Here is a 16,911-nt window from a genome sequence, read left to right as displayed (position 1 = left end):
CCGGACGCGGTGACGCGGGTCTCGTTCGTGACACGTCGCTCGGCCTGGGAGAATGGTGCGCATGACCACTCCCGCCGACGGCTCCGTGCCTGCTGCCGAGCCCACCGACGAGCCCACCGCCCCGCCTGCGCCCGGCATCGCCGCGGCGCCCGCGGACCGTGCGGACACCGAGGGCCGTGACGCCGTGGCGGAGGTCCTCGAGTCCGACGGCGACGACGAGGCGCGCGAGCGCGCGCTGCGCGTCGGCCTGGAGGACTTCGAGCTCGACGAGGCCGACCGCGCGCTGCTGGACGCCGAGTGGGACGAGGAGGGCTTCGGCCCGGGCGAGGCGCCGCTGCCGGTGCTCGCCGTCGTCGGGCGCCCCAACGTCGGCAAGTCGACCCTCGTCAACCGCATCCTCGGCCGCCGCGAGGCCGTCGTGGAGGACACCCCGGGCGTCACGCGCGACCGCGTGAGCTACCCCGGCGAGTGGGCCGGCCGCGACTTCACCCTCGTGGACACCGGCGGCTGGGAGGTCGACGTCGCCGGCATCGAGTCGAAGGTCGCCGAGCAGGCAGAGGTCGCCGTCGAGCTGGCCGACGCGGTCATCTTCGTCGTCGACTCCACGGTGGGCGCGACGTCGACCGACGAGCGCGTCGTGGAGCTGCTGCGCCGCTCGGGCAAGCCCGTCGTGCTGGCCGCCAACAAGGTGGACGGGCCGTCGGGCGAGGCGGACGCCGCCTACCTGTGGTCGCTCGGCCTGGGCGAGCCGCACCCCGTGTCCGCGCTGCACGGCCGCGGCACCGGCGACCTGCTGGACGCCGCGATGAAGGTGCTGCCCGAGGTCTCCGAGCACGGGGAGCTGCGGCCCGCCGGCCCGCGCCGGGTGGCCCTCGTGGGCCGCCCGAACGTCGGCAAGTCCTCGCTGCTGAACAAGATCGCCGGGGCCGAGCGCGTCGTCGTCGACGAGACCGCGGGCACCACGCGCGACCCGGTCGACGAGCTCGTGGAGATCAAGGGCGTGCCGTACTGGTTCGTCGACACGGCCGGCATCCGCCGCCGCGTGCACCAGACGCGCGGCGCCGACTTCTACGCGTCGCTGCGCACGCAGGCGGCGATCGAGAAGGCCGAGGTCGCCGTCGTGCTCGTCGACGCCTCGGAGCCGATGACCGAGCAGGACACGCGCGTCATCTCCCAGGCCGTCGACGCCGGCCGGGCGCTCGTCATCGCGTACAACAAGTGGGACCTCATGGACGACGACCGTCGCCCGTACCTCGAGCGCGAGATCGAGCGGGACCTGGTGCAGGTGCAGTGGGCGCCGCGCGTCAACGTCTCCGCCCGCACGGGCTGGCACACCGACAAGCTGACGCGCGCGCTCGAGACCTCGCTCGAGTCGTGGGACACCCGCATCCCCACCGGCCGCCTCAACGCCTTCCTCGGCGAGCTGGTGGCCGCCCACCCCCACCCGCTGCGGGGCGGCAAGCAGCCGCGCATCCTGTTCGGCACGCAGGCCTCGACCCGCCCGCCGCGGTTCGTCATCTTCGCGACCGGGTTCCTCGAGGCGGGCTACCGCCGGTTCATCGAGCGCCGCCTGCGCGAGACCTTCGGGTTCGAGGGGTCGCCCATCGAGATCAGCGTCCGCGTGCGGGAGAAGCGGCGCCGATGAGCTGCCGTTGAGCGCTGCCCCGCTGGCCCGCCGGGGTCGCCTGCTGCGCCTGGGCGTGGCGCGCGACACGTCCGCGGTGCGCCACCTGGTGACGTTCCTGGTGGTTGCGGTGGCGACGGTGCTCGTGACCCGGTTCCTCCTCGCCGCGTCCGGCTACCCGCAGGTGGGCGGCGGCGGTCTGCACGTGGCGCACGTGCTCTGGGGCGGTCTCGGCATGGCGCTCGCGGTGGTGGTGCTGCTCTCCTGGGTGGGGCCGGCGCCGCGGTCGCTCGGCGCGGTGCTGGGCGGCGTCGGCTTCGGGCTGTTCGTCGACGAGATCGGCAAGTTCGTCACCTCGGACAACGACTACTTCTACGAACCGACGGCGGCGCTCATCTACGCGGTCGTCGTCGTGCTCGTGCTGCTCGTGGAGGCCCTGCACGGGAGGCGGTCGCACCACCCGGCCGAGTACCTCGCGGTGGCGACCGACCGTGCCGTGGCCGGGGTGGCGGGCGGCTTCACCGACGCGGAGCGCGAGGAGGCGCGGGCGCTGGTGGAGCGGGGCCGCGGCGAGCCCGCCGCCGACGAGGTGGCCGCTCTCGTCGAGGCCGTGCCCGCGGACGCGGTCGCCGTGCCGGACCCCGTGCGGGCGCTGGTCGTCCGGGTGTCGGCGTGGTTCGCCGACGCGATGGAGCACCGCTGGGCGGCCGCGGTCGTGACGGTGGCGGTGCTCGGCACCAGCGCGGGGTCGGTCGTGGTGGCACTGCGGGTGCTGCTCGGCGGCGTCGCCGTCCCGACCTGGGTCGGCGTCGGCATCCTCGCGGCCGTCGCCGTGACGGTGGCGTGCGTCGTGCGGGCGCTCGTCGTCGGCCCGCGCGACCATCGCGCGGGCGCGGTGTGGGTGCGCCGGGGCGTCCTCGTCAGCCTGCTGGTCACCCAGCTCCTCGCGTTCCGCGCGGTGCAGTGGGTGGCCGTGGCGGGGCTGGCGGTCGACCTCGTCGTGCTCGTCGCCCTCGGGGTCGCCCTGGGGCGGGACGACGAGCGACGCTCCGTCCGGCCGCGGGCGCGCTGAGCGCCGTCGCGCGGACGCACGGGCCCGACGGAGCGACGGCCGGCCCGTGAGACGTCCGCCACTCGGGCTTGCCAGGTGGTCGCGGAGCGTGGCACGGTCGGCGGTGACGAGCGAAAAGCTCGCGTGCTCTGGGGTCGGTGAAATTCCGAGCCGGCGGTGAAAGTCCGCGACCCGGTCACAGCCTGTGACCGGTTGACCAGGTGGAACTCCTGGACCGACGGTCAAAGTCCGGATGGGAAGCGCACGCGACGGCTCCCCGTCCGGTCCGTCCCCCGGCCCTCGTGGCCGGCGCCGTCCGTCGTGACGACGTCCGGGACCGGAGGTGCGAGCACGTCCCGACCCCGCCTTCCTGCCCCGGGGTCCGCGACCGGACGACAGGGGCAGGACGGATGAGTGCCACGACGGCGGAGCGCGCCGCGATGCAGCGCGCGCTGGAGCTGGCCGCGCAGGTGCCGGCCCGAGGACCCAACCCGCGCGTCGGGTGCGTGCTCCTCGACGCCGACGGCGCGACGATCGCGGAGGGTCTCCACCGTGGCGCGGGCACGCCACACGCCGAGGTCGAGGCGCTGCGCCGCGCGACCGAGTCCCGCGGCCCGGGCGCCGCGCGCGGGGCCACCGCCGTCGTCACGCTCGAGCCCTGCAACCACCACGGGCGCACCGGGCCGTGCGTGGACGCGCTCCTGGAGGCGGGGGTCGCGCGGGTCGTGCACGCCCAGCACGACCCCAACCCGGCGGCGTCGGGGGGTGCCGCGCGCCTGCGTGCCGCGGGCGTGGAGGTGGTCGGCGGCGTCCTGGCCGACGAGGCCCGCGCCCTCAACGCCATCTGGACGCGCGCGCTCGAGCTCGGCCGTCCCGTCGTCACCTGGAAGGTCGCGAGCACGCTCGACGGACGGTCCGCGGCCGCCGACGGCACCTCGCGCTGGATCACCGGGCGGGCCGCGCGGCACGACGTGCACCGGCTGCGGGCCGGGGTCGACGCCGTCGTCGTCGGCACCGGCACCGCGCTCACCGACGACCCCGACCTCACCGTGCGGCACGTCCCGCTGACGGGGCAGCAGCCGGACCGGGTCGTCGTCGGGCTGAGGGACCTGCCCGCGTCGTCCCGGCTCGCGCGGGCCGCGGCCGCCGGGGAGGCGGTGATGCACCTGCGCACCCACGACCCGCACGAGGTGCTGGACCTGCTCTGGTACCGCGAGCACCGGCACGTGCTGCTCGAGGGCGGTCCCGCCCTCGCCGCCGCCTTCTGGCGCGCCGGTCTCGTCGACGACGTCGTCGCCTACGTCGCCCCCGTGCTGCTCGGCGTCGGCGCCTCCGCCGTCGCCGACCTCGGCATCGGGACCATCGCGGACGCCGCGCGCCTCGACCTCCTCGACGTCGCCGTCCTGCCCCGGGACCCGGACGACCCCACCGACATCCCCACCGTGCGGCTGGCCCTGCGGCCGCGGAAGGAGCACTGAGCCATGTTCACCGGAATCGTGGAGGAGCTCGGCGCCGTCGTGGCCGTGCGCGAGCACGCGGACGGCGCCCGTCTCACCGTCGCGGCCGAGAGGGTGCTCGACGGCGTCCGGCTCGGCGACTCGATCGCCGTCGACGGCTGCTGCCTGACCGTCGCGGAGACGGGGGAGCACGACGGTCGTGCCACCTGGACGGCCGACCTCATGGCGGAGACCCTGGCCCGCACGAGCCTCGGCGGGCGGCGTGCCGGCGACCCGGTCAACCTCGAGCGGGCGCTCGCGGCCGACGGGCGGTTCGGCGGGCACGTCGTGCAGGGGCACGTCGACGGCGTCGGCACGGTGCTCGCGCGCACGCCGGGCACGCAGTGGGAGGTCGTCGAGATCGCGCTGCCCCCGGAGCTGGCGCGGTACGTCGGGGCGCAGGGCTCGATCGCCGTCGACGGTGTGAGCCTCACCGTGGTGGACGCGCGGGACGACGCGTTCACCGTGAGCCTCATCCCCGAGACGCGGGCGCGCACGACGCTCGGCGCCCGCGCCGTGGGGGAGCAGGTCAACCTCGAGGTCGACGTGCTGAGCAAGTACGTCGAGCGGCACCTGGCGTCCGGCACCGCGCACGGCCTCGCGGCTGCGGCAGGAGCGGCGCGGTGAGCGCCGTCGGGCGGGTCGAGCGGGCGATCGCGGACGTCGCGGCCGGGCGCCCCGTCGTCGTCGCGGACGACGCCGACCGCGAGAACGAGGGCGACCTCATCCTGGCCGCGGACGCCGCGACGCCCGAGCTCATGGGGTTCCTGGTGCGGCACACCAGCGGCCTCGTGTGCGTGGGCGTGGCGGGCCACCAGCTGGACCGGCTCGGCCTGCCTCTCATGGTCGAGGCGAACCAGGACGCCTACCGCACGGCCTACACGGTGACGGTCGACGCCGCCACGGGCGTCTCGACCGGGATCTCCGGCGCCGACCGGGCCCGCACCGCGCGCCTGCTCGCCGACCCGGCGGCCGGGCCCGCGGACCTCACGAGGCCCGGGCACGTGCTGCCGCTCCGGGCCCGTCCCGGCGGCGTCCTGGAGCGGCGCGGGCACACCGAGGCGGCCGTCGACCTCGCGCGCCTCGCCGGGCGGGGCGAGGCCGGCGTGCTCGCCGAGCTGGTGCACGACGACGGCACGATGATGCGGCTGCCCGCGCTGCGGGAGTTCGCGGCCGAGCACGGGCTCGCGCTGATCAGCGTGGCCGACCTCGTCGCCCACCGGCGGGCGACCGAGCTGCTCGTGGAGCGCGTCGCCGTGACGACCCTGCCCACCCGGCACGGCGACCTCACCGCCGTGGCCTACCGGGACACCCGCTCGGGCGACGAGCACGTCGCGCTGGTGGCAGGGGCCCTGGACGCCCTGGCCGCCCCCGGGCACGGCCCCGTACTGACGAGGGTGCACTCCGAGTGCCTCACGGGGGACGCGTTCGGCAGCCTGCGGTGCGACTGCGGGCCGCAGCTCGACGAGTCGCTGCGGCGGATCGCCGAGGCCGGCCGAGGTGTCGTCGTCTACCTGCGCGGGCACGAGGGGCGGGGGATCGGGCTGGCCGCCAAGCTCGCCGCCTACGCCCTGCAGGACGTCGGGCGCGACACCGTCGACGCCAACCTCGACCAGGGGCTGCCCGCCGACGCCCGCGACTACACCGCCGCCGCGCACGTGCTGAAGGACCTGGGCGTGCCGGCCGTGCGCCTGCTGACCAACAATCCCGCCAAGGTCGACGGCCTCGTCGCCGGGGGAGCGGACGTCGTCGAGCGGCTGCCCCTCACCCTGCCCGCCCACCCGCGCACGCTCGGCTACCTGCGGACCAAGCGCGACCGCATGGGGCACGACCTGCCCCACCTGACCGACGTCCCGCACGACACCGGAGGAACGATGCACGACGCCCCGACTCTCCCTTCGACTCTCCCCGCGACCCGGCCCGCCCCGACGGCCGCCGGAGCCGCCCGATGAGCGGCGCCGGCGCCCCTACCGCGGCGCCCGTCGACTGCTCCGACCTGCGCGTCGCCGTCGTCGCGGCGAGCTGGCACGAGGTGGTCATGGACGGGTTGCTCGACGGCGCGCTGCGCGCGTGCGCCGACCACCAGGTCGGCGCCCCCTTGGTCGTGCGCGTGCCCGGCTCGTTCGAGCTGCCCGTCGCCGCCCAGGCGCTCGCGGAGGCCGGGTACGACGCCGTCGTCGCCCTGGGCGTCGTCATCAGGGGCGGCACCCCGCACTTCGACTACGTGTGCGCCGCCGCGACCGACGGGCTGAACCGGGTAGCCCTCGACCACACCGTCCCCGTGGGGTTCGGGCTCCTGACGTGCGACGACGAGCAGCAGGCACTCGACCGCGCCGGGCTGGACGGCTCGCACGAGGACAAGGGCTACGAGGCCACCGCGGCGGCGCTGGCCACCGCGCGCGTCCTCGGCGACGTCCGGGCGACACCCGTCGGCGGTGCTCGCGTCGATGCAGGAGCAGTGTCTGACCTGGGGTAGTATTTCGGTCGGCCCTGCGGGGTGGCACCACGGTGCCACAGGTGGGGTCGACGGGCTGTGGCGCAGCTTGGTAGCGCACTTGACTGGGGGTCAAGGGGTCGCAGGTTCAAATCCTGTCAGCCCGACCAGCACACGAACGAGAGGCTCGGACCGGAGACGGTCCGAGCCTCTCGTCGTTCGGGTCGATCGGCCCTGCGCTCTCTGTCGGTCCCGCGCCCGACCGTCCTCCCCATGGGACGCCAACGCCGGTACACCGACGAGCAGCTCGCCGAGGCCGTCGCGAGCGAGTTCTTCGTCATCGACGGAGAGCTGCGGCAGTACCGGATACCCGCCGCCGTCGTCGGCGGGCTGCACGCGATCCACGTGGACGCGTGCGCCCGGTACAGGCTGCTGACCCTCGCGCCCGCCGGACCTGCTGCCGACGTGTCCTGACCCCGCCACCGGACGAACGCGTCTGCGGCCCCGTGCGTCGCCCCCGGGCGACCCGGTCCGCTGCGGGCGACGATGGCCACGAGACGGGACACGACGCGGCAAGAGTGAGCACGCCTCAGGCACGTCGCATCGACACGACGACGAGGGGAAACACGACATGTGCACGGGAATCCGGTTCTCCGACGGTCACGGCAGCGTCTACCTCGCACGAAACCTCGACTGGACGACCGGCTACGGGCAGCAGGTGGTGATGACGCCCACCGGGTTCGCGCCGAGGTCGCCGTTCGGTGCCGTGCCCGACATCAAGCACGCCACCATCGGCATGGGCATCGTGGAGGAGGCCACGCCGCTCTACTTCGACTGCGGGAACGACGCGGGGCTGGCGGTCGCGGGGCTCAACTTCCCGGGATACGCGGCCTACGCCCCCGCCCCGGTGGACGGCGCCGTCAACGTCGCCGCGTTCGAGTTCCCCCTGTGGGTCTGCTCGCAGTTCGCGAGCGTGGACGAGGTCGAGGCCGCGCTCGCGGACGTGGTGATCGTCGACCGGCCGATCAACGACAAGTTCCCCAGCTCGCTGCTCCACTGGATCGTCGCCGACGGCACGCGGGCGATCGTGGTGGAGCACACGAGCGACGGCATGCACGTGTTCGACGACGACGTCGACGTGCTGACGAACCAGCCCGGGTTCGCCTGGCACCACGAGAACCTGCGCAACTACCTCAACACCTCGCCGGAGTTTCCTCAGGACGTCGCGCTGGGCAGGGCGCTCCTCGGCCCGTTCGGGTCGGGTTCGCACATGCGCGGGATCCCCGGCGACTACTACTCGCCGTCCCGGTTCGTCCGCGCGGCGTACGTCAACGCGCACTACCCCGGCAGGGAGAGCGAGGCGGAGAACGTCAGCCGCGCGTTCCATACCCTGCAGCAGGTGGCGATGGTCGACGGCTGCGCCGCGATGGGCTCGGGCGAGTTCGAGATCACGATCTACACGGGGCTCTTCTCCTCCCAGACCTCGACGTACTACTGGAACACCTACGACGACCCGGCGATCCGCAGCGTCGCGATGGCCGACCATCCGGCCGACGGCTCGGACCTGGTCCTGGCGTAGCGCGACGTGGACGAGGTCGAGGCCGCGCTCGCGGGCACGCACCGGGCATGATGGACGCGTGCCCGACGACCCTCACTCCGGCCTGCGCGTGACGGCGGCCCTCGTCGTCCCCGAGCGGGAGCTGTCCTGGCGGTTCTCGCGCTCGTCGGGTCCGGGCGGTCAGGGCGTGAACACGGCGGACTCGCGCGTCGAGCTGTCGTGGGACGTGGGGGAGTCGAGGTCGCTCACGGAGGCGCAGCGCGCGCGGGTCCTCGAGCACCTGGCGGGCCGTGCCGTGCGCGGGGTCGTGACGGTCGCGGCCTCCCAGCACCGCGCCCAGCTGCGCAACCGGGAGGTCGCCCGGACCCGTCTCGCGGCGCTCGTCGCCGAGGCGCTCGCGCCGCCGGGGCCGCGCCGCCGCCCGACGCGGCCGACGCGCGGGTCGGCGCAGCGACGCATCGACGCGAAGAAGCGTCGTGCGGGCGTCAAGCGGATGCGGCGCCCGCCGCAGGACTGAACCGGCGGGCGCGGCGGTCGTCAGGCGCCGCGGTCCGGAGCACCCATGTCCCCCGTGGCTGGCACGCCGTCGGCGAGGCCGTAGTGGAGGTACACGGTGCCGCTGGGGCCGGCGGCAGGGGGCTCGAGCAGCCGGAGGTTCGTCGGCACCTCCCCGCCGTCGAACACCTTCTTCCCGACGCCCAGGACGATGGGGTGGACCCAGAGGTCGATGCGGTCGAACAGCTTCTCGTGCAGGAGGGTCTGCACGAGGTTCAGGCTGCCGACGACGCGGACGTGCTCGTGGCGGTTGCGGATCTCCCGCACGGCGGCGGGCAGGTCCGGGCCGAGCTGGGTGGAGCCGGCCCAGGAGAGGTCGGGGGTGCCGCGGGAGGCGACGTACTTCGGGATGCTGTTGAAGAGGGTCGCGATGTCGCCGTCCTGGCCGCCGCCGCTCTGGTGCGGCCAGTACGCGGCGAAGATGTCGTAGGTGCGCCGGCCCAGCAGGAGCGCGTCCGTCCCCTCGCCGTAGGCGGCGTCGATCTGCTCCCCGGCGACCTCGTCGATCAGCGGGGCCTGCCAGCCCCCGAACGGGAAGCCCTGCGGGTCCTCGTCGGGGCCGCCCGGCGCCTGGGCGACCAGGTCCAGGGTGGCGAACAGCTCGAGGTGGATGAGTCCCATGGTGTCCTCCGGAAGGTCGTCCGGCCCACATGGTCGGCCGGCTCACGGGAAGGACCTCCCGGGTCGGAGGAACTCATCGGCGCAGAAACCTTCCACTGTGAGGTTTTGGGGGTAGGCTCGTCCACGGCTTCCGGCGCGGTGCGACGTACTTCTGTACGGGCATCGACGGAAGTCGGACCGCCGACCACGCGAAGGAGCCCCAGATGCCCATCACGTCCGTGCAGCTGTACTCGCTGCGGGATGCCATCGCCGCCGACCTGGACGCCGCCGTCGCGCGCGTGCGCGAGATCGGGTACGAGCACGTCGAGCCGTACGCGTTCGTCGAGCGCGCCGCCGACTTCGAGCGTGCCTTCGCCGCCACGGGTCTCGCCGCGCCGTCCGGCCACGCCGCCGTCATCGACGTCGCCGAGCCCGACGTCGTCTTCGAGGCCGCCGCCCGCCTCGGGATCGGGATCGTCATCGACCCGTTCGTCCCGACCGAGCGGTGGCAGACGGCGGACGACGCGAAGAAGCTCGCCGAGCGCGTCAACGAGCTGACGGCCCGGGCGGCGGGCCACGGCCTGCGCTTCGGCTACCACAACCACCAGTGGGAGTTCACCAACAAGGTCGACGGGCGCCCGGTGTTCGAGATCTTCGCCGAGCACCTCGACCCGGAGGCCGTCCTCGAGGTCGACACCTTCTGGGCCACCGTCGGCGGCGCCGACGCACCGGCCGTGCTCAAGACGCTCGGCGACCGCGTCGTCGCCATCCACGTCAAGGACGGGGAGGTGTCCGGCGACATCGCGACCGTGCTGCCCTCCAGCGAGAGCGCCCTCGACGTGCCGCCTGCCCTCAAGGCCGCGTACGAGAACCAGGTGCCCGCCGGGCAGGGCGACGTCGACGTGCCGGCGATCCTCGCCGCCGCGCCGCAGGCCATCCGCGTCGTGGAGTTCGACTCCTACGCGGGTGACGTCTTCGAGGGCGTCGCCGCGTCCCTCGCCTGGCTGCAGGAGAACGACAAGTGAGCCGCGTCGGTGTCGGCATCATCGGTGCCGGGAACATCTCCACGCAGTACCTCGAGAACCTCACGAAGTTCGCCGACGTCGAGGTCCGCATGGTCGCCGACGTGCTGCTCGACCGGGCCGGCGCGCAGGCGGAGGCCTACGGCGTCCCGTCGTCGGGCACGGTGGAGGAGCTGCTGGCCCGCGACGACATCGAGATCGTCGTCAACCTGACGATCCCGGCGGTGCACGCCGAGGTCGGGCACCAGATCGTCGCCGCCGGCAAGCACGTGTGGAGCGAGAAGCCGATCGCGACCGACCACGCGTCCGCTGCCGCCCTGCTGGCCGCCGCCGAGGCGAAGGGGCTGCGCGTCGCGTGCGCCCCGGACACCGTGCTCGGCGCGGGCATCCAGTCCGCGCTGCGCGCCATCGCCCGCGGGGACATCGGCGAGCCTCTGACGGCGACGACGATGTTCCACGTCCCGGGCCCCGAGGCATGGCACCCGGACCCCGACTTCCTGTACGCGACGGGCGCGGGCCCGCTGTTCGACATGGGGCCCTACTACGTCACGACGCTCGTGCACGCGCTGGGGGCGGCGTCCCGCGTCCAGGCGGTGTCGTCGAAGTCGCTCGAGAAGCGCACGATCGCGTCCGGCCCGCGTGCCGGCGCGACGTTCCCCGTCGAGGTGCCGACCCACCACGCGGCGCTGATCCAGTTCCGCGGCGGGCAGTCGGCGCAGTCGACGTTCTCGTTCCAGCACGCCCTGCCGCGCGCCGGGTTCGTCGAGATCAACGGCACGACGGGCACGATCGTGCTGCCCGACCCGAACGTGTTCGACGGCGACTCCACCCTGTGGCGCTACGGGCAGGACGAGCCCGAGACCGTCCCCGCCACCGGATCCACCTGGGGCCGCGGCACCGGCGTCGTCGAGCTGGCCCGCGCGATCCGGGAGGGGCGGCCCGAGCGGGCGTCCGGTGCCGTCGCGCTGCACGTGCTCGACGTGCTCCTCGCGATCCGCGACGCCGCGGAGTCCGGGACGCCGATCGACGTCGCGTCCACGGTCGGCGCGCCGCCGCCGCTGGCGGAGGACTTCGACCCGGCGGCGTCGACCTTCTGACCTCGCCGTCACGCCGAGGGGCCGGGTCCTGCGGGACCCGGCCCCTCGTCGCGTCAGACCTCCGGCGGGGGCGGCACCAGCCGCTCGAGCAGCTCGAGCACGCGCGCGCCGTCCACGGCGTCGGGGTCGAGCAGCCACTGCACCTGGATGCCGTCGGACGCGGCGATCGCCAGCGCGGCGAGGTCCCCGGCGTCGACGGCGGGGTCGATGCGGCCCGCCTCCTGGTCGGCGCGGACCTGGTCGGACAGCTCGGCCCGCAGGCGGGCGAAGCGCTCGCGGAAGAACTCGCGCGTCACCGGATGGCCCGCGCCCGCGGCGTCGCCGGCGAGGGTCGTGTAGAGCTGGACGAGGCCGGGCACCTCGCGGTTGAGGACGGCGCTCTCGCGCATCCCGCCGACCGCCGACGACGGCGGCCCGCCGGCGTCGCTCCGCTGGACCTCGTGCTCGTGATAGACGGCGACGAGCAGGTCGTCGCGCGACGGGAAGTAGTGCCGCAGCGTGGCGTGCGAGACGCCGACCGCGTCGGCGACGGACCGCAGCGACGACGCGTCGACCCCGTGCTCCGCGACCATCCGGAGCACCTGGTCCAGGATCTGAGCCCGGCGCGCCGCCCCCTTCGCGTAGCCGCGCCGGGGCGCCTCGTCGTCTGCCCCGCCCGGTCCGCCCACGCCGCCAACCTACCCGGCGTGGGCGACCGGCCGTCGGGCCGTGGCCGACAGGCCCCGAACCGTCAGAAGTCGAAGTCGTCGATGTTGTCCTTGTTGAACCGGTAGGGGTCGCCGAGCAGCACGGTCGCGTCGGCGTCGACGGTGAAGTCGCCGAGCTTGCCGGCGGTGAAGGAGTCGCCCTCGGCCCCGGTGATGGTGCCTTCGACCATGGCGTCCGCCGCGAACGCGGCGAGGTACCCGAGGTCCTCCGGGTTCCAGAGCGCGAACTCGGTGACCGTGCCGTCCTTGACGTACTCGCGCATCTGGTTCGGCGTCCCCAGGCCGGTGACGGCGACCTTGCCCTTCGCGTCCGACGTCGACACGTACCGGGCCGCCGCGGCGATGCCCACGGTGGTGGGCGAGATGATGCCCTTGAGGTCCGGGTGCGACTGCAGCAGCGCCGCCGTCTTGTCGAACGAGGTCTGGTCGTCGTCGTTGCCGTAGACGGTGTCGACCAGGGTGATGTCCGGGTGGTTGTCGGCCAGGTCCTTCTCCATGAGCTCGATCCACGCGTTCTGGTTCGTGGCGTTCGCGCTGGCGGAGAGGATGGCGACCTCGCCGGCGTCGCCGATCTGCTCGGCGATCATGTCGACCTGCACCTCGGCGATGCCCTCGGCGGAGGCCTGGTTGACGAACAGGTCACGGCACGCGGGGTCGGTGTCGGAGTCGAAGGTCACGACCTTCGTGCCGGCCTGCCGGGCCTCGTCGAGCGCGTCGCAGATCGCCTTCGGGTCGTTGGCCGACACGATGAGCGCCTGGGTGCCCTGCTGGGCCGCGGTGTTGATGAAGGGCACCTGCGCGTCGGGCGTGGCGGTGTCCGGCCCGACCTCCGAGAAGGAGCCGCCGAACTCGTCCGTGGCGGCCTTCGCGCCCTTCGTGCTGGTGTCGAAGTAGGGGTTGCCGAGGTTCTTCGGCAGCATGACGACCGACACGTCGCCGCCCCCGCCGCCGCTCTCACCGCCGCCCCCGCCGCCGTCGTCGCCCCCGGAGGAGCATCCGGCGAGGGCCAGTGCCGCGGTCATCGCGAGGGCCGCGAGGGCGGCCGACCGCTGGTTCGTGAGCTTCATCGTTCTTCCTTTCCGACGGGCCGCAGGGTGGTCGGGCGTCGGCGCCGGACGATCCAGGCGGTGACGCTCGGGGAGATCACCGACAGCACGAGGAGCGCGCCGATGATGATGTTGATGACGTTGACGGTGACGCTCTCCAGCCGCAGGGCGCTCGAGACGACGCCGATGAGCAGCACGCCGGCGAGCACCCCGTGCAGCGCGCCCCGGCCGCCGAAGATCGACACGCCGCCGAGCAGGACGGCCGCGACCACCTGCAGCTCCATGCCCGTCGCGTTGTCGCCGCGCGCGCTGCCGTAGCGGAGGGTGAAGAACACCCCCGCGAAGGCGGCGACCGCGCCGGTGAGGACGAAGAGCAGGAGCTTGGTCCGGGCCACGCCCACGCCGCTGAACCGCGCGGTGTCGGGGCTGAGGCCGATGTCGTAGACCCCGCGGCCGAACGGCGTGAAGTGCAGCAGGACGACGAAGACGGCGGCCAGCACGACGATCGGCACCAGGACCACCGGGAGCTGGGTGTCCCCGAGCCGGGCGGTCGCGAGGTCCGTCCAGCGCTCGGGGAAGTCCGTGACGGCCTTGGTGCCCAGCAGCCCCACGGCGACGCCGCGGTACAGGGCGAGCGTGCCGATCGTCACGGCGAGCGAGGGCAGCCCGACGAACGCGACGAGGAAGCCGTTGAGGGCGCCGCACGCCACGCCCACGAGCAGCGCGGTACCGGCGGCGGCCGGCACCGACCAGCCCGCCTCGACCAGGAGGCCGACGGTCACGCTGGAGAGCCCCACCACGGAGGCGACCGACAGGTCGATCTCGCCGGTGATGATCACGAGCGTCATCGGCAGCGCGATGAGCAGGATCGGCGCGGTGTCCAGCACGAGGTAGGGGAGCGTCAGCGGGCTGCGGAAGTTGTCCACGTACTGGAGCGAGAGCGCGACGACCACCACGAGCAGGACGATGATCCCCGCCTCGCGGGTGAGCAGGGCGCGCTGCCACCAGGGTCGGGCGTGGGCGGCGTACGTGCGCCCGGCCTGCTCGGGGCGTCCCGGGGCCGTCATCGGGCGTCCCTCGCGCGGACGAGGCGGCGGGCCGTGCGGTTCGCGAGCAGCCGGTCGAGCACGATCGCGCCGATGATCAGGACGCCGACCACGGCCTGCTGCCAGAAGTCGGGGATGCCGAGGATCGGCAGGGCGCGGTTGATCGTGACGAGCAGGACGGCGCCCAGGGCGGCGCCCCAGACGGTGCCGCTGCCGCCGAAGATGGCGACCCCGCCGATGACCGCGGCGGCGACCGCCTGCAGCTCCGTGCCGAGGCCCGCCCCGGAGCTGATCGTGCCGTAGCGGGCCGCGAACATGATCCCGGCGAGCCCGGCCAGCGCGCCCGAGAGCACGAACGCGCCGATCACCCGGCGGCGGACGGGCAGCCCGTACAGCACCGCGGCCTCGGGCTCGGACCCGATCGCGTACAGCTCGCGGCCGCCGCGGGCCGTGTGCAGGTAATAGCCCACGGCGGCGAGCACGACGAGCGCGACCACCGCCAGGACGGGCACCGTCAGCACGGTCCTCGTCCCGAGGGCGAGGAACGTGCCGGGCAGGTCGGACGCGTTGACCCGGTCGCTGCCGGCCCAGGTGAGGACGACGCCCCGGTACACGTACAGCGTGCCGAGGGTGATCACGAGGGCGGGCACGCGCCCGAGGCCCACGAGCAGCCCGTTCACGAGGCCGAGAGCGGCGCCCGCGAGCATGGCCACGAGGAACACCACCGGCACCGGGAGGTCCGGGTTGGCGATGAACAGCCGCCCGCTGAGGTAGGCGGTGAGCGCCAGGATCGAGCCCACCGACAGGTCGACGTTGCGGGTGATGATCACGACCGCCTGGCCCACCGCGAGCACCACCAGCACCGACGGCGTGAGGAGCAGGTCGCGCCAGCTGTTCGGGCTGAGCAGGAAGCTGTCGTTCGCGGCGGTCGCGGCCGCGATCACGGCGAGCAGGACGAGCGCGATGGCGAGCTCGCGGGAGCGGCGCACCGTGCGCCAGGCGCGACGGGCGGGGGAGAGGCGGCTGGGCTCCACCAGCTGCTCGGTCACGGCTGGTGCTCCAGGGTCGCGGTGGCGGCGTGCATGACGCCCTCGGGGGTGGCCTCGTCGCGCGACAGGTCGGCGGTGACGCGGCCCTCCGCGACGACGAGCACGCGATCGGCCATGCCGAGCACCTCCGGCAGCTCCGAGGAGATCATGAGGATCGCCATGCCCTGCCCGGCGAGCTCTGAGAGCAGGCGGTGCACCTCGGCCTTGGTCCCGACGTCGATGCCGCGCGTGGGCTCGTCGATGATGAGCAGGGTCGGCGTGGTCGCGAGCCACTTGGCGATCACGACCTTCTGCTGGTTCCCGCCGCTCATCGTGCTGCCGTGCATGTCCAGCGCGTTCGTCTTGACCTCCAGCCGCGACGCCCAGGGCGCGGCGGCGTCGCTCTCGCGCCGCGAGGTGAGCATCCCGAGCCGGGCGATCCGGGACCGGATCACGGCGGTGACGTTCCGTGCGACCGTCGAGTCCGTGACCAGGCCCTGCTGGCGGCGGTCCTCCGGGACCAGGGCCATCCCGGCCCGGACGGCCGCGCGCGGGCTGCGCGGAGGTACCGGGCGGCCGTCGAGCCGGACGCTGCCGGCGTCGTAGGGATCCACGCCGAACACCGCCCGGGCGATCTCGCTGCGGCCCGCGCCGACGAGCCCGGCGAGGGCGACGATCTCCCCGGCCCGGACGTCGAACGACACGTCGTGGAACACGCCCGCGCGCTGCAGGCCGCGGACCTCCAGCCGGACGTCGCCGATCGGCGCGGGGACCTTCGGGTACAGGTCGTCGACGGTGCGGCCGACCATGTGCGTCACGACCTCGGTGACCGTGGTGGCGTCGACCGCCGCGGTGGCGACGTACTCGCCGTCGCGCAGCACGGTCACCGCGTCGCACAGGTCGAAGACCTCGTCGAGGCGGTGGGAGATGAACACCAGGGCCCGGCCCTCGTCGCGCAGACCGCGGGCGACCTGGAACAGCCGGCGCACCTCGTGCCCGGACAGCGCCGCGGTGGGCTCGTCCATGACGAGCACGCTCGCGTCGAGGGAGATGGCCTTGGCGATCTCGATGATCTGCTGGTCGGCGATCGACAGGCCCTCCGCGGGGCGCAGGGGGTCGAGGGAGACGCCGAGCCGGGCGAACAGCGCGGCGGCGTCGTCGCGCATCGCCCGGCGGTCGACCCGGCGTCCGGTCCGCAGCGGGTGACGGCCCATGAAGATGTTCTCCATGACGCTGAGGTCCGGGAACAGGGTGGGCTCCTGGTAGATCACCGCGACCCCCGCCGCCCTCGCCTCGGCGGTGGTGGTGAAGTCGACGTCGTGCCCGTGCAGCCGGAACGTGCCCGCGTCGCGGCGGTACAGGCCGGACAGGATCTTCACCAGGGTCGACTTGCCGGCGCCGTTCTCGCCGACGAGGGCGTGGATCGACCCGGCGTCGACGCTCAGCGCGCCGGAGCGCAGCGCGACGACGGGTCCGAACGACTTGCGCACGTCCCGCAGCTCGAGCACGGGCCCCTCAGGTGGGCTCGCCATGGGCCACTCCCTCCGACGTCGTTGTCGCGAGCGATGCCTAAAAACGATTCAAAGTACCTGCCACAGCACGCTATTCGCCCCGGTGCGCAGCGTCAACGCGCCGCTGCGGATCGTG

The 16,911-nt window shown here is 74.0% G+C and carries 17 protein-coding genes, 1 tRNA gene and 1 riboswitch; of the genes, 12 read left to right on the top strand and 6 right to left on the bottom strand.

Annotated features, from left to right (window positions below):
- Positions 1-61: 61 nt before the first annotated feature.
- The 10 genes from der to arfB all read left to right on the top strand — a co-directional run bounded on the left by der (position 62) and on the right by arfB (position 8,680).
- The gene (gene der / locus ACFQ8E_RS18210; protein ID WP_430551978.1) at positions 62-1,645 is read left to right on the top strand and encodes a ribosome biogenesis GTPase Der; all 1,584 of its coding nucleotides are present in this window, start codon (positions 62-64) and stop codon (positions 1,643-1,645) included.
- A gap of 7 nt (positions 1,646-1,652) precedes the next feature.
- On the top strand, positions 1,653-2,696 hold the full coding sequence (locus ACFQ8E_RS18205; protein ID WP_430551977.1) for a hypothetical protein: 1,044 nt from the start codon (positions 1,653-1,655) through the stop codon (positions 2,694-2,696).
- A 119-nt stretch (positions 2,697-2,815) separates the two neighbouring features.
- Positions 2,816-2,945: riboswitch (FMN riboswitch) on the top strand.
- Between the two features lie 140 nt (positions 2,946-3,085).
- Positions 3,086-4,153 (top strand): bifunctional diaminohydroxyphosphoribosylaminopyrimidine deaminase/5-amino-6-(5-phosphoribosylamino)uracil reductase RibD, encoded by a 1,068-nt coding sequence (gene ribD / locus ACFQ8E_RS18200; protein ID WP_430551976.1) that lies wholly within the window; start codon positions 3,086-3,088, stop codon positions 4,151-4,153.
- A gap of 3 nt (positions 4,154-4,156) precedes the next feature.
- Positions 4,157-4,798 (top strand): riboflavin synthase, encoded by a 642-nt coding sequence (locus ACFQ8E_RS18195; protein WP_430551975.1) that lies wholly within the window; start codon positions 4,157-4,159, stop codon positions 4,796-4,798.
- A complete protein-coding gene (locus ACFQ8E_RS18190) occupies positions 4,795-6,123 on the top strand; it encodes a bifunctional 3,4-dihydroxy-2-butanone-4-phosphate synthase/GTP cyclohydrolase II (protein WP_430551974.1) in 1,329 nt (442 codons plus the stop codon). Before ACFQ8E_RS18195 ends, ACFQ8E_RS18190 begins: the two co-directional genes overlap by 4 nt.
- Positions 6,120-6,647, top strand: coding sequence for a 6,7-dimethyl-8-ribityllumazine synthase (gene ribH, locus ACFQ8E_RS18185; RefSeq protein WP_430551973.1), 528 nt, complete (start codon positions 6,120-6,122; stop codon positions 6,645-6,647). Before ACFQ8E_RS18190 ends, ribH begins: the two co-directional genes overlap by 4 nt.
- Before the next feature lie 51 nt (positions 6,648-6,698).
- Positions 6,699-6,775: transfer RNA gene (locus tag ACFQ8E_RS18180), tRNA-Pro, on the top strand.
- A 103-nt stretch (positions 6,776-6,878) separates the two neighbouring features.
- Positions 6,879-7,079, top strand: a complete 201-nt coding sequence (locus tag ACFQ8E_RS18175; RefSeq protein WP_430551972.1) for a hypothetical protein — start codon at positions 6,879-6,881, stop codon at positions 7,077-7,079.
- Between the two features lie 157 nt (positions 7,080-7,236).
- Positions 7,237-8,184 carry a choloylglycine hydrolase gene (gene bsh / locus ACFQ8E_RS18170; RefSeq protein WP_430551971.1) on the top strand — a complete coding sequence of 316 codons (948 nt, stop codon included), beginning with the start codon at positions 7,237-7,239 and terminating at the stop codon, positions 8,182-8,184.
- A gap of 58 nt (positions 8,185-8,242) precedes the next feature.
- A complete protein-coding gene (arfB, locus tag ACFQ8E_RS18165; protein ID WP_430551970.1) occupies positions 8,243-8,680 on the top strand; it encodes an alternative ribosome rescue aminoacyl-tRNA hydrolase ArfB in 438 nt (145 codons plus the stop codon).
- A gap of 20 nt (positions 8,681-8,700) precedes the next feature.
- Here the strand turns inward: arfB and ACFQ8E_RS18160 are convergent, their stop codons facing one another.
- Positions 8,701-9,339 carry a dihydrofolate reductase family protein gene (locus tag ACFQ8E_RS18160; RefSeq protein WP_430551969.1) on the bottom strand — a complete coding sequence of 213 codons (639 nt, stop codon included), beginning with the start codon at positions 9,337-9,339 and terminating at the stop codon, positions 8,701-8,703.
- Between the two features lie 203 nt (positions 9,340-9,542).
- On the opposite strand from ACFQ8E_RS18160, the gene ACFQ8E_RS18155 reads away from it, so the two are divergent.
- Together ACFQ8E_RS18155 and ACFQ8E_RS18150 are read left to right on the top strand one after the other, a co-directional pair.
- A complete protein-coding gene (locus ACFQ8E_RS18155; protein ID WP_430551968.1) occupies positions 9,543-10,343 on the top strand; it encodes a sugar phosphate isomerase/epimerase family protein in 801 nt (266 codons plus the stop codon).
- Positions 10,340-11,437: a Gfo/Idh/MocA family protein gene (locus tag ACFQ8E_RS18150; protein ID WP_430551967.1), complete on the top strand. Its 1,098-nt coding sequence runs from the start codon at positions 10,340-10,342 to the stop codon at positions 11,435-11,437. The genes ACFQ8E_RS18155 and ACFQ8E_RS18150 overlap by 4 nt, the downstream gene beginning before the upstream one ends.
- Before the next feature lie 53 nt (positions 11,438-11,490).
- On the opposite strand, the gene ACFQ8E_RS18145 is transcribed toward ACFQ8E_RS18150, so the two are convergent.
- The 5 genes from ACFQ8E_RS18145 to ACFQ8E_RS18125 form a co-directional block, all read right to left on the bottom strand.
- Positions 11,491-12,105, bottom strand: coding sequence for a TetR/AcrR family transcriptional regulator (locus tag ACFQ8E_RS18145; protein ID WP_430551966.1), 615 nt, complete (start codon positions 12,103-12,105; stop codon positions 11,491-11,493).
- Positions 12,106-12,167: 62 nt separating this feature from the next.
- Positions 12,168-13,211 carry a rhamnose ABC transporter substrate-binding protein gene (gene rhaS / locus ACFQ8E_RS18140; RefSeq protein WP_430551965.1) on the bottom strand — a complete coding sequence of 348 codons (1,044 nt, stop codon included), beginning with the start codon at positions 13,209-13,211 and terminating at the stop codon, positions 12,168-12,170.
- Positions 13,208-14,257, bottom strand: coding sequence for an ABC transporter permease (locus ACFQ8E_RS18135; protein ID WP_430551964.1), 1,050 nt, complete (start codon positions 14,255-14,257; stop codon positions 13,208-13,210). Before ACFQ8E_RS18135 ends, rhaS begins: the two co-directional genes overlap by 4 nt.
- Positions 14,254-15,285 (bottom strand): ABC transporter permease, encoded by a 1,032-nt coding sequence (locus tag ACFQ8E_RS18130; RefSeq protein ID WP_430551963.1) that lies wholly within the window; start codon positions 15,283-15,285, stop codon positions 14,254-14,256. The genes ACFQ8E_RS18135 and ACFQ8E_RS18130 overlap by 4 nt, the downstream gene beginning before the upstream one ends.
- Complete coding sequence (locus ACFQ8E_RS18125) at positions 15,282-16,796, bottom strand: sugar ABC transporter ATP-binding protein (protein WP_430551962.1); 1,515 nt, start codon at positions 16,794-16,796, stop codon at positions 15,282-15,284. Before ACFQ8E_RS18125 ends, ACFQ8E_RS18130 begins: the two co-directional genes overlap by 4 nt.
- Positions 16,797-16,911 lie beyond the last annotated feature (115 nt).

Origin of the sequence: Isoptericola sp. NPDC056573 (assembly GCF_042793335.1) — a bacterium.
GTDB lineage: Bacteria > Actinomycetota > Actinomycetes > Actinomycetales > Cellulomonadaceae > Isoptericola.
Note: the sequence above shows the minus strand (reverse complement) of the source record. Positions and strands in the feature narration are given on the sequence as shown.

What these genes read in the sequence shown, in the direction of transcription:
- ACFQ8E_RS18175 (WP_430551972.1), top strand. Translation starts at nt 6,879, where the DNA reads ATGGGACGCCAACGCCGGTACACCGACGAGCAGCTCGCCGAGGCCGTC.
- ACFQ8E_RS18125 (WP_430551962.1), bottom strand. Translation starts at nt 16,796, where the DNA reads ATGGCGAGCCCACCTGAGGGGCCCGTGCTCGAGCTGCGGGACGTGCGC.
- bsh (WP_430551971.1), top strand. Translation starts at nt 7,237, where the DNA reads ATGTGCACGGGAATCCGGTTCTCCGACGGTCACGGCAGCGTCTACCTC.
- ACFQ8E_RS18155 (WP_430551968.1), top strand. Translation starts at nt 9,543, where the DNA reads ATGCCCATCACGTCCGTGCAGCTGTACTCGCTGCGGGATGCCATCGCC.
- der (WP_430551978.1), top strand. Translation starts at nt 62, where the DNA reads ATGACCACTCCCGCCGACGGCTCCGTGCCTGCTGCCGAGCCCACCGAC.
- ACFQ8E_RS18135 (WP_430551964.1), bottom strand. Translation starts at nt 14,257, where the DNA reads ATGACGGCCCCGGGACGCCCCGAGCAGGCCGGGCGCACGTACGCCGCC.
- ribD (WP_430551976.1), top strand. Translation starts at nt 3,086, where the DNA reads ATGAGTGCCACGACGGCGGAGCGCGCCGCGATGCAGCGCGCGCTGGAG.
- ACFQ8E_RS18160 (WP_430551969.1), bottom strand. Translation starts at nt 9,339, where the DNA reads ATGGGACTCATCCACCTCGAGCTGTTCGCCACCCTGGACCTGGTCGCC.
- rhaS (WP_430551965.1), bottom strand. Translation starts at nt 13,211, where the DNA reads ATGAAGCTCACGAACCAGCGGTCGGCCGCCCTCGCGGCCCTCGCGATG.
- ACFQ8E_RS18195 (WP_430551975.1), top strand. Translation starts at nt 4,157, where the DNA reads ATGTTCACCGGAATCGTGGAGGAGCTCGGCGCCGTCGTGGCCGTGCGC.
- ribH (WP_430551973.1), top strand. Translation starts at nt 6,120, where the DNA reads ATGAGCGGCGCCGGCGCCCCTACCGCGGCGCCCGTCGACTGCTCCGAC.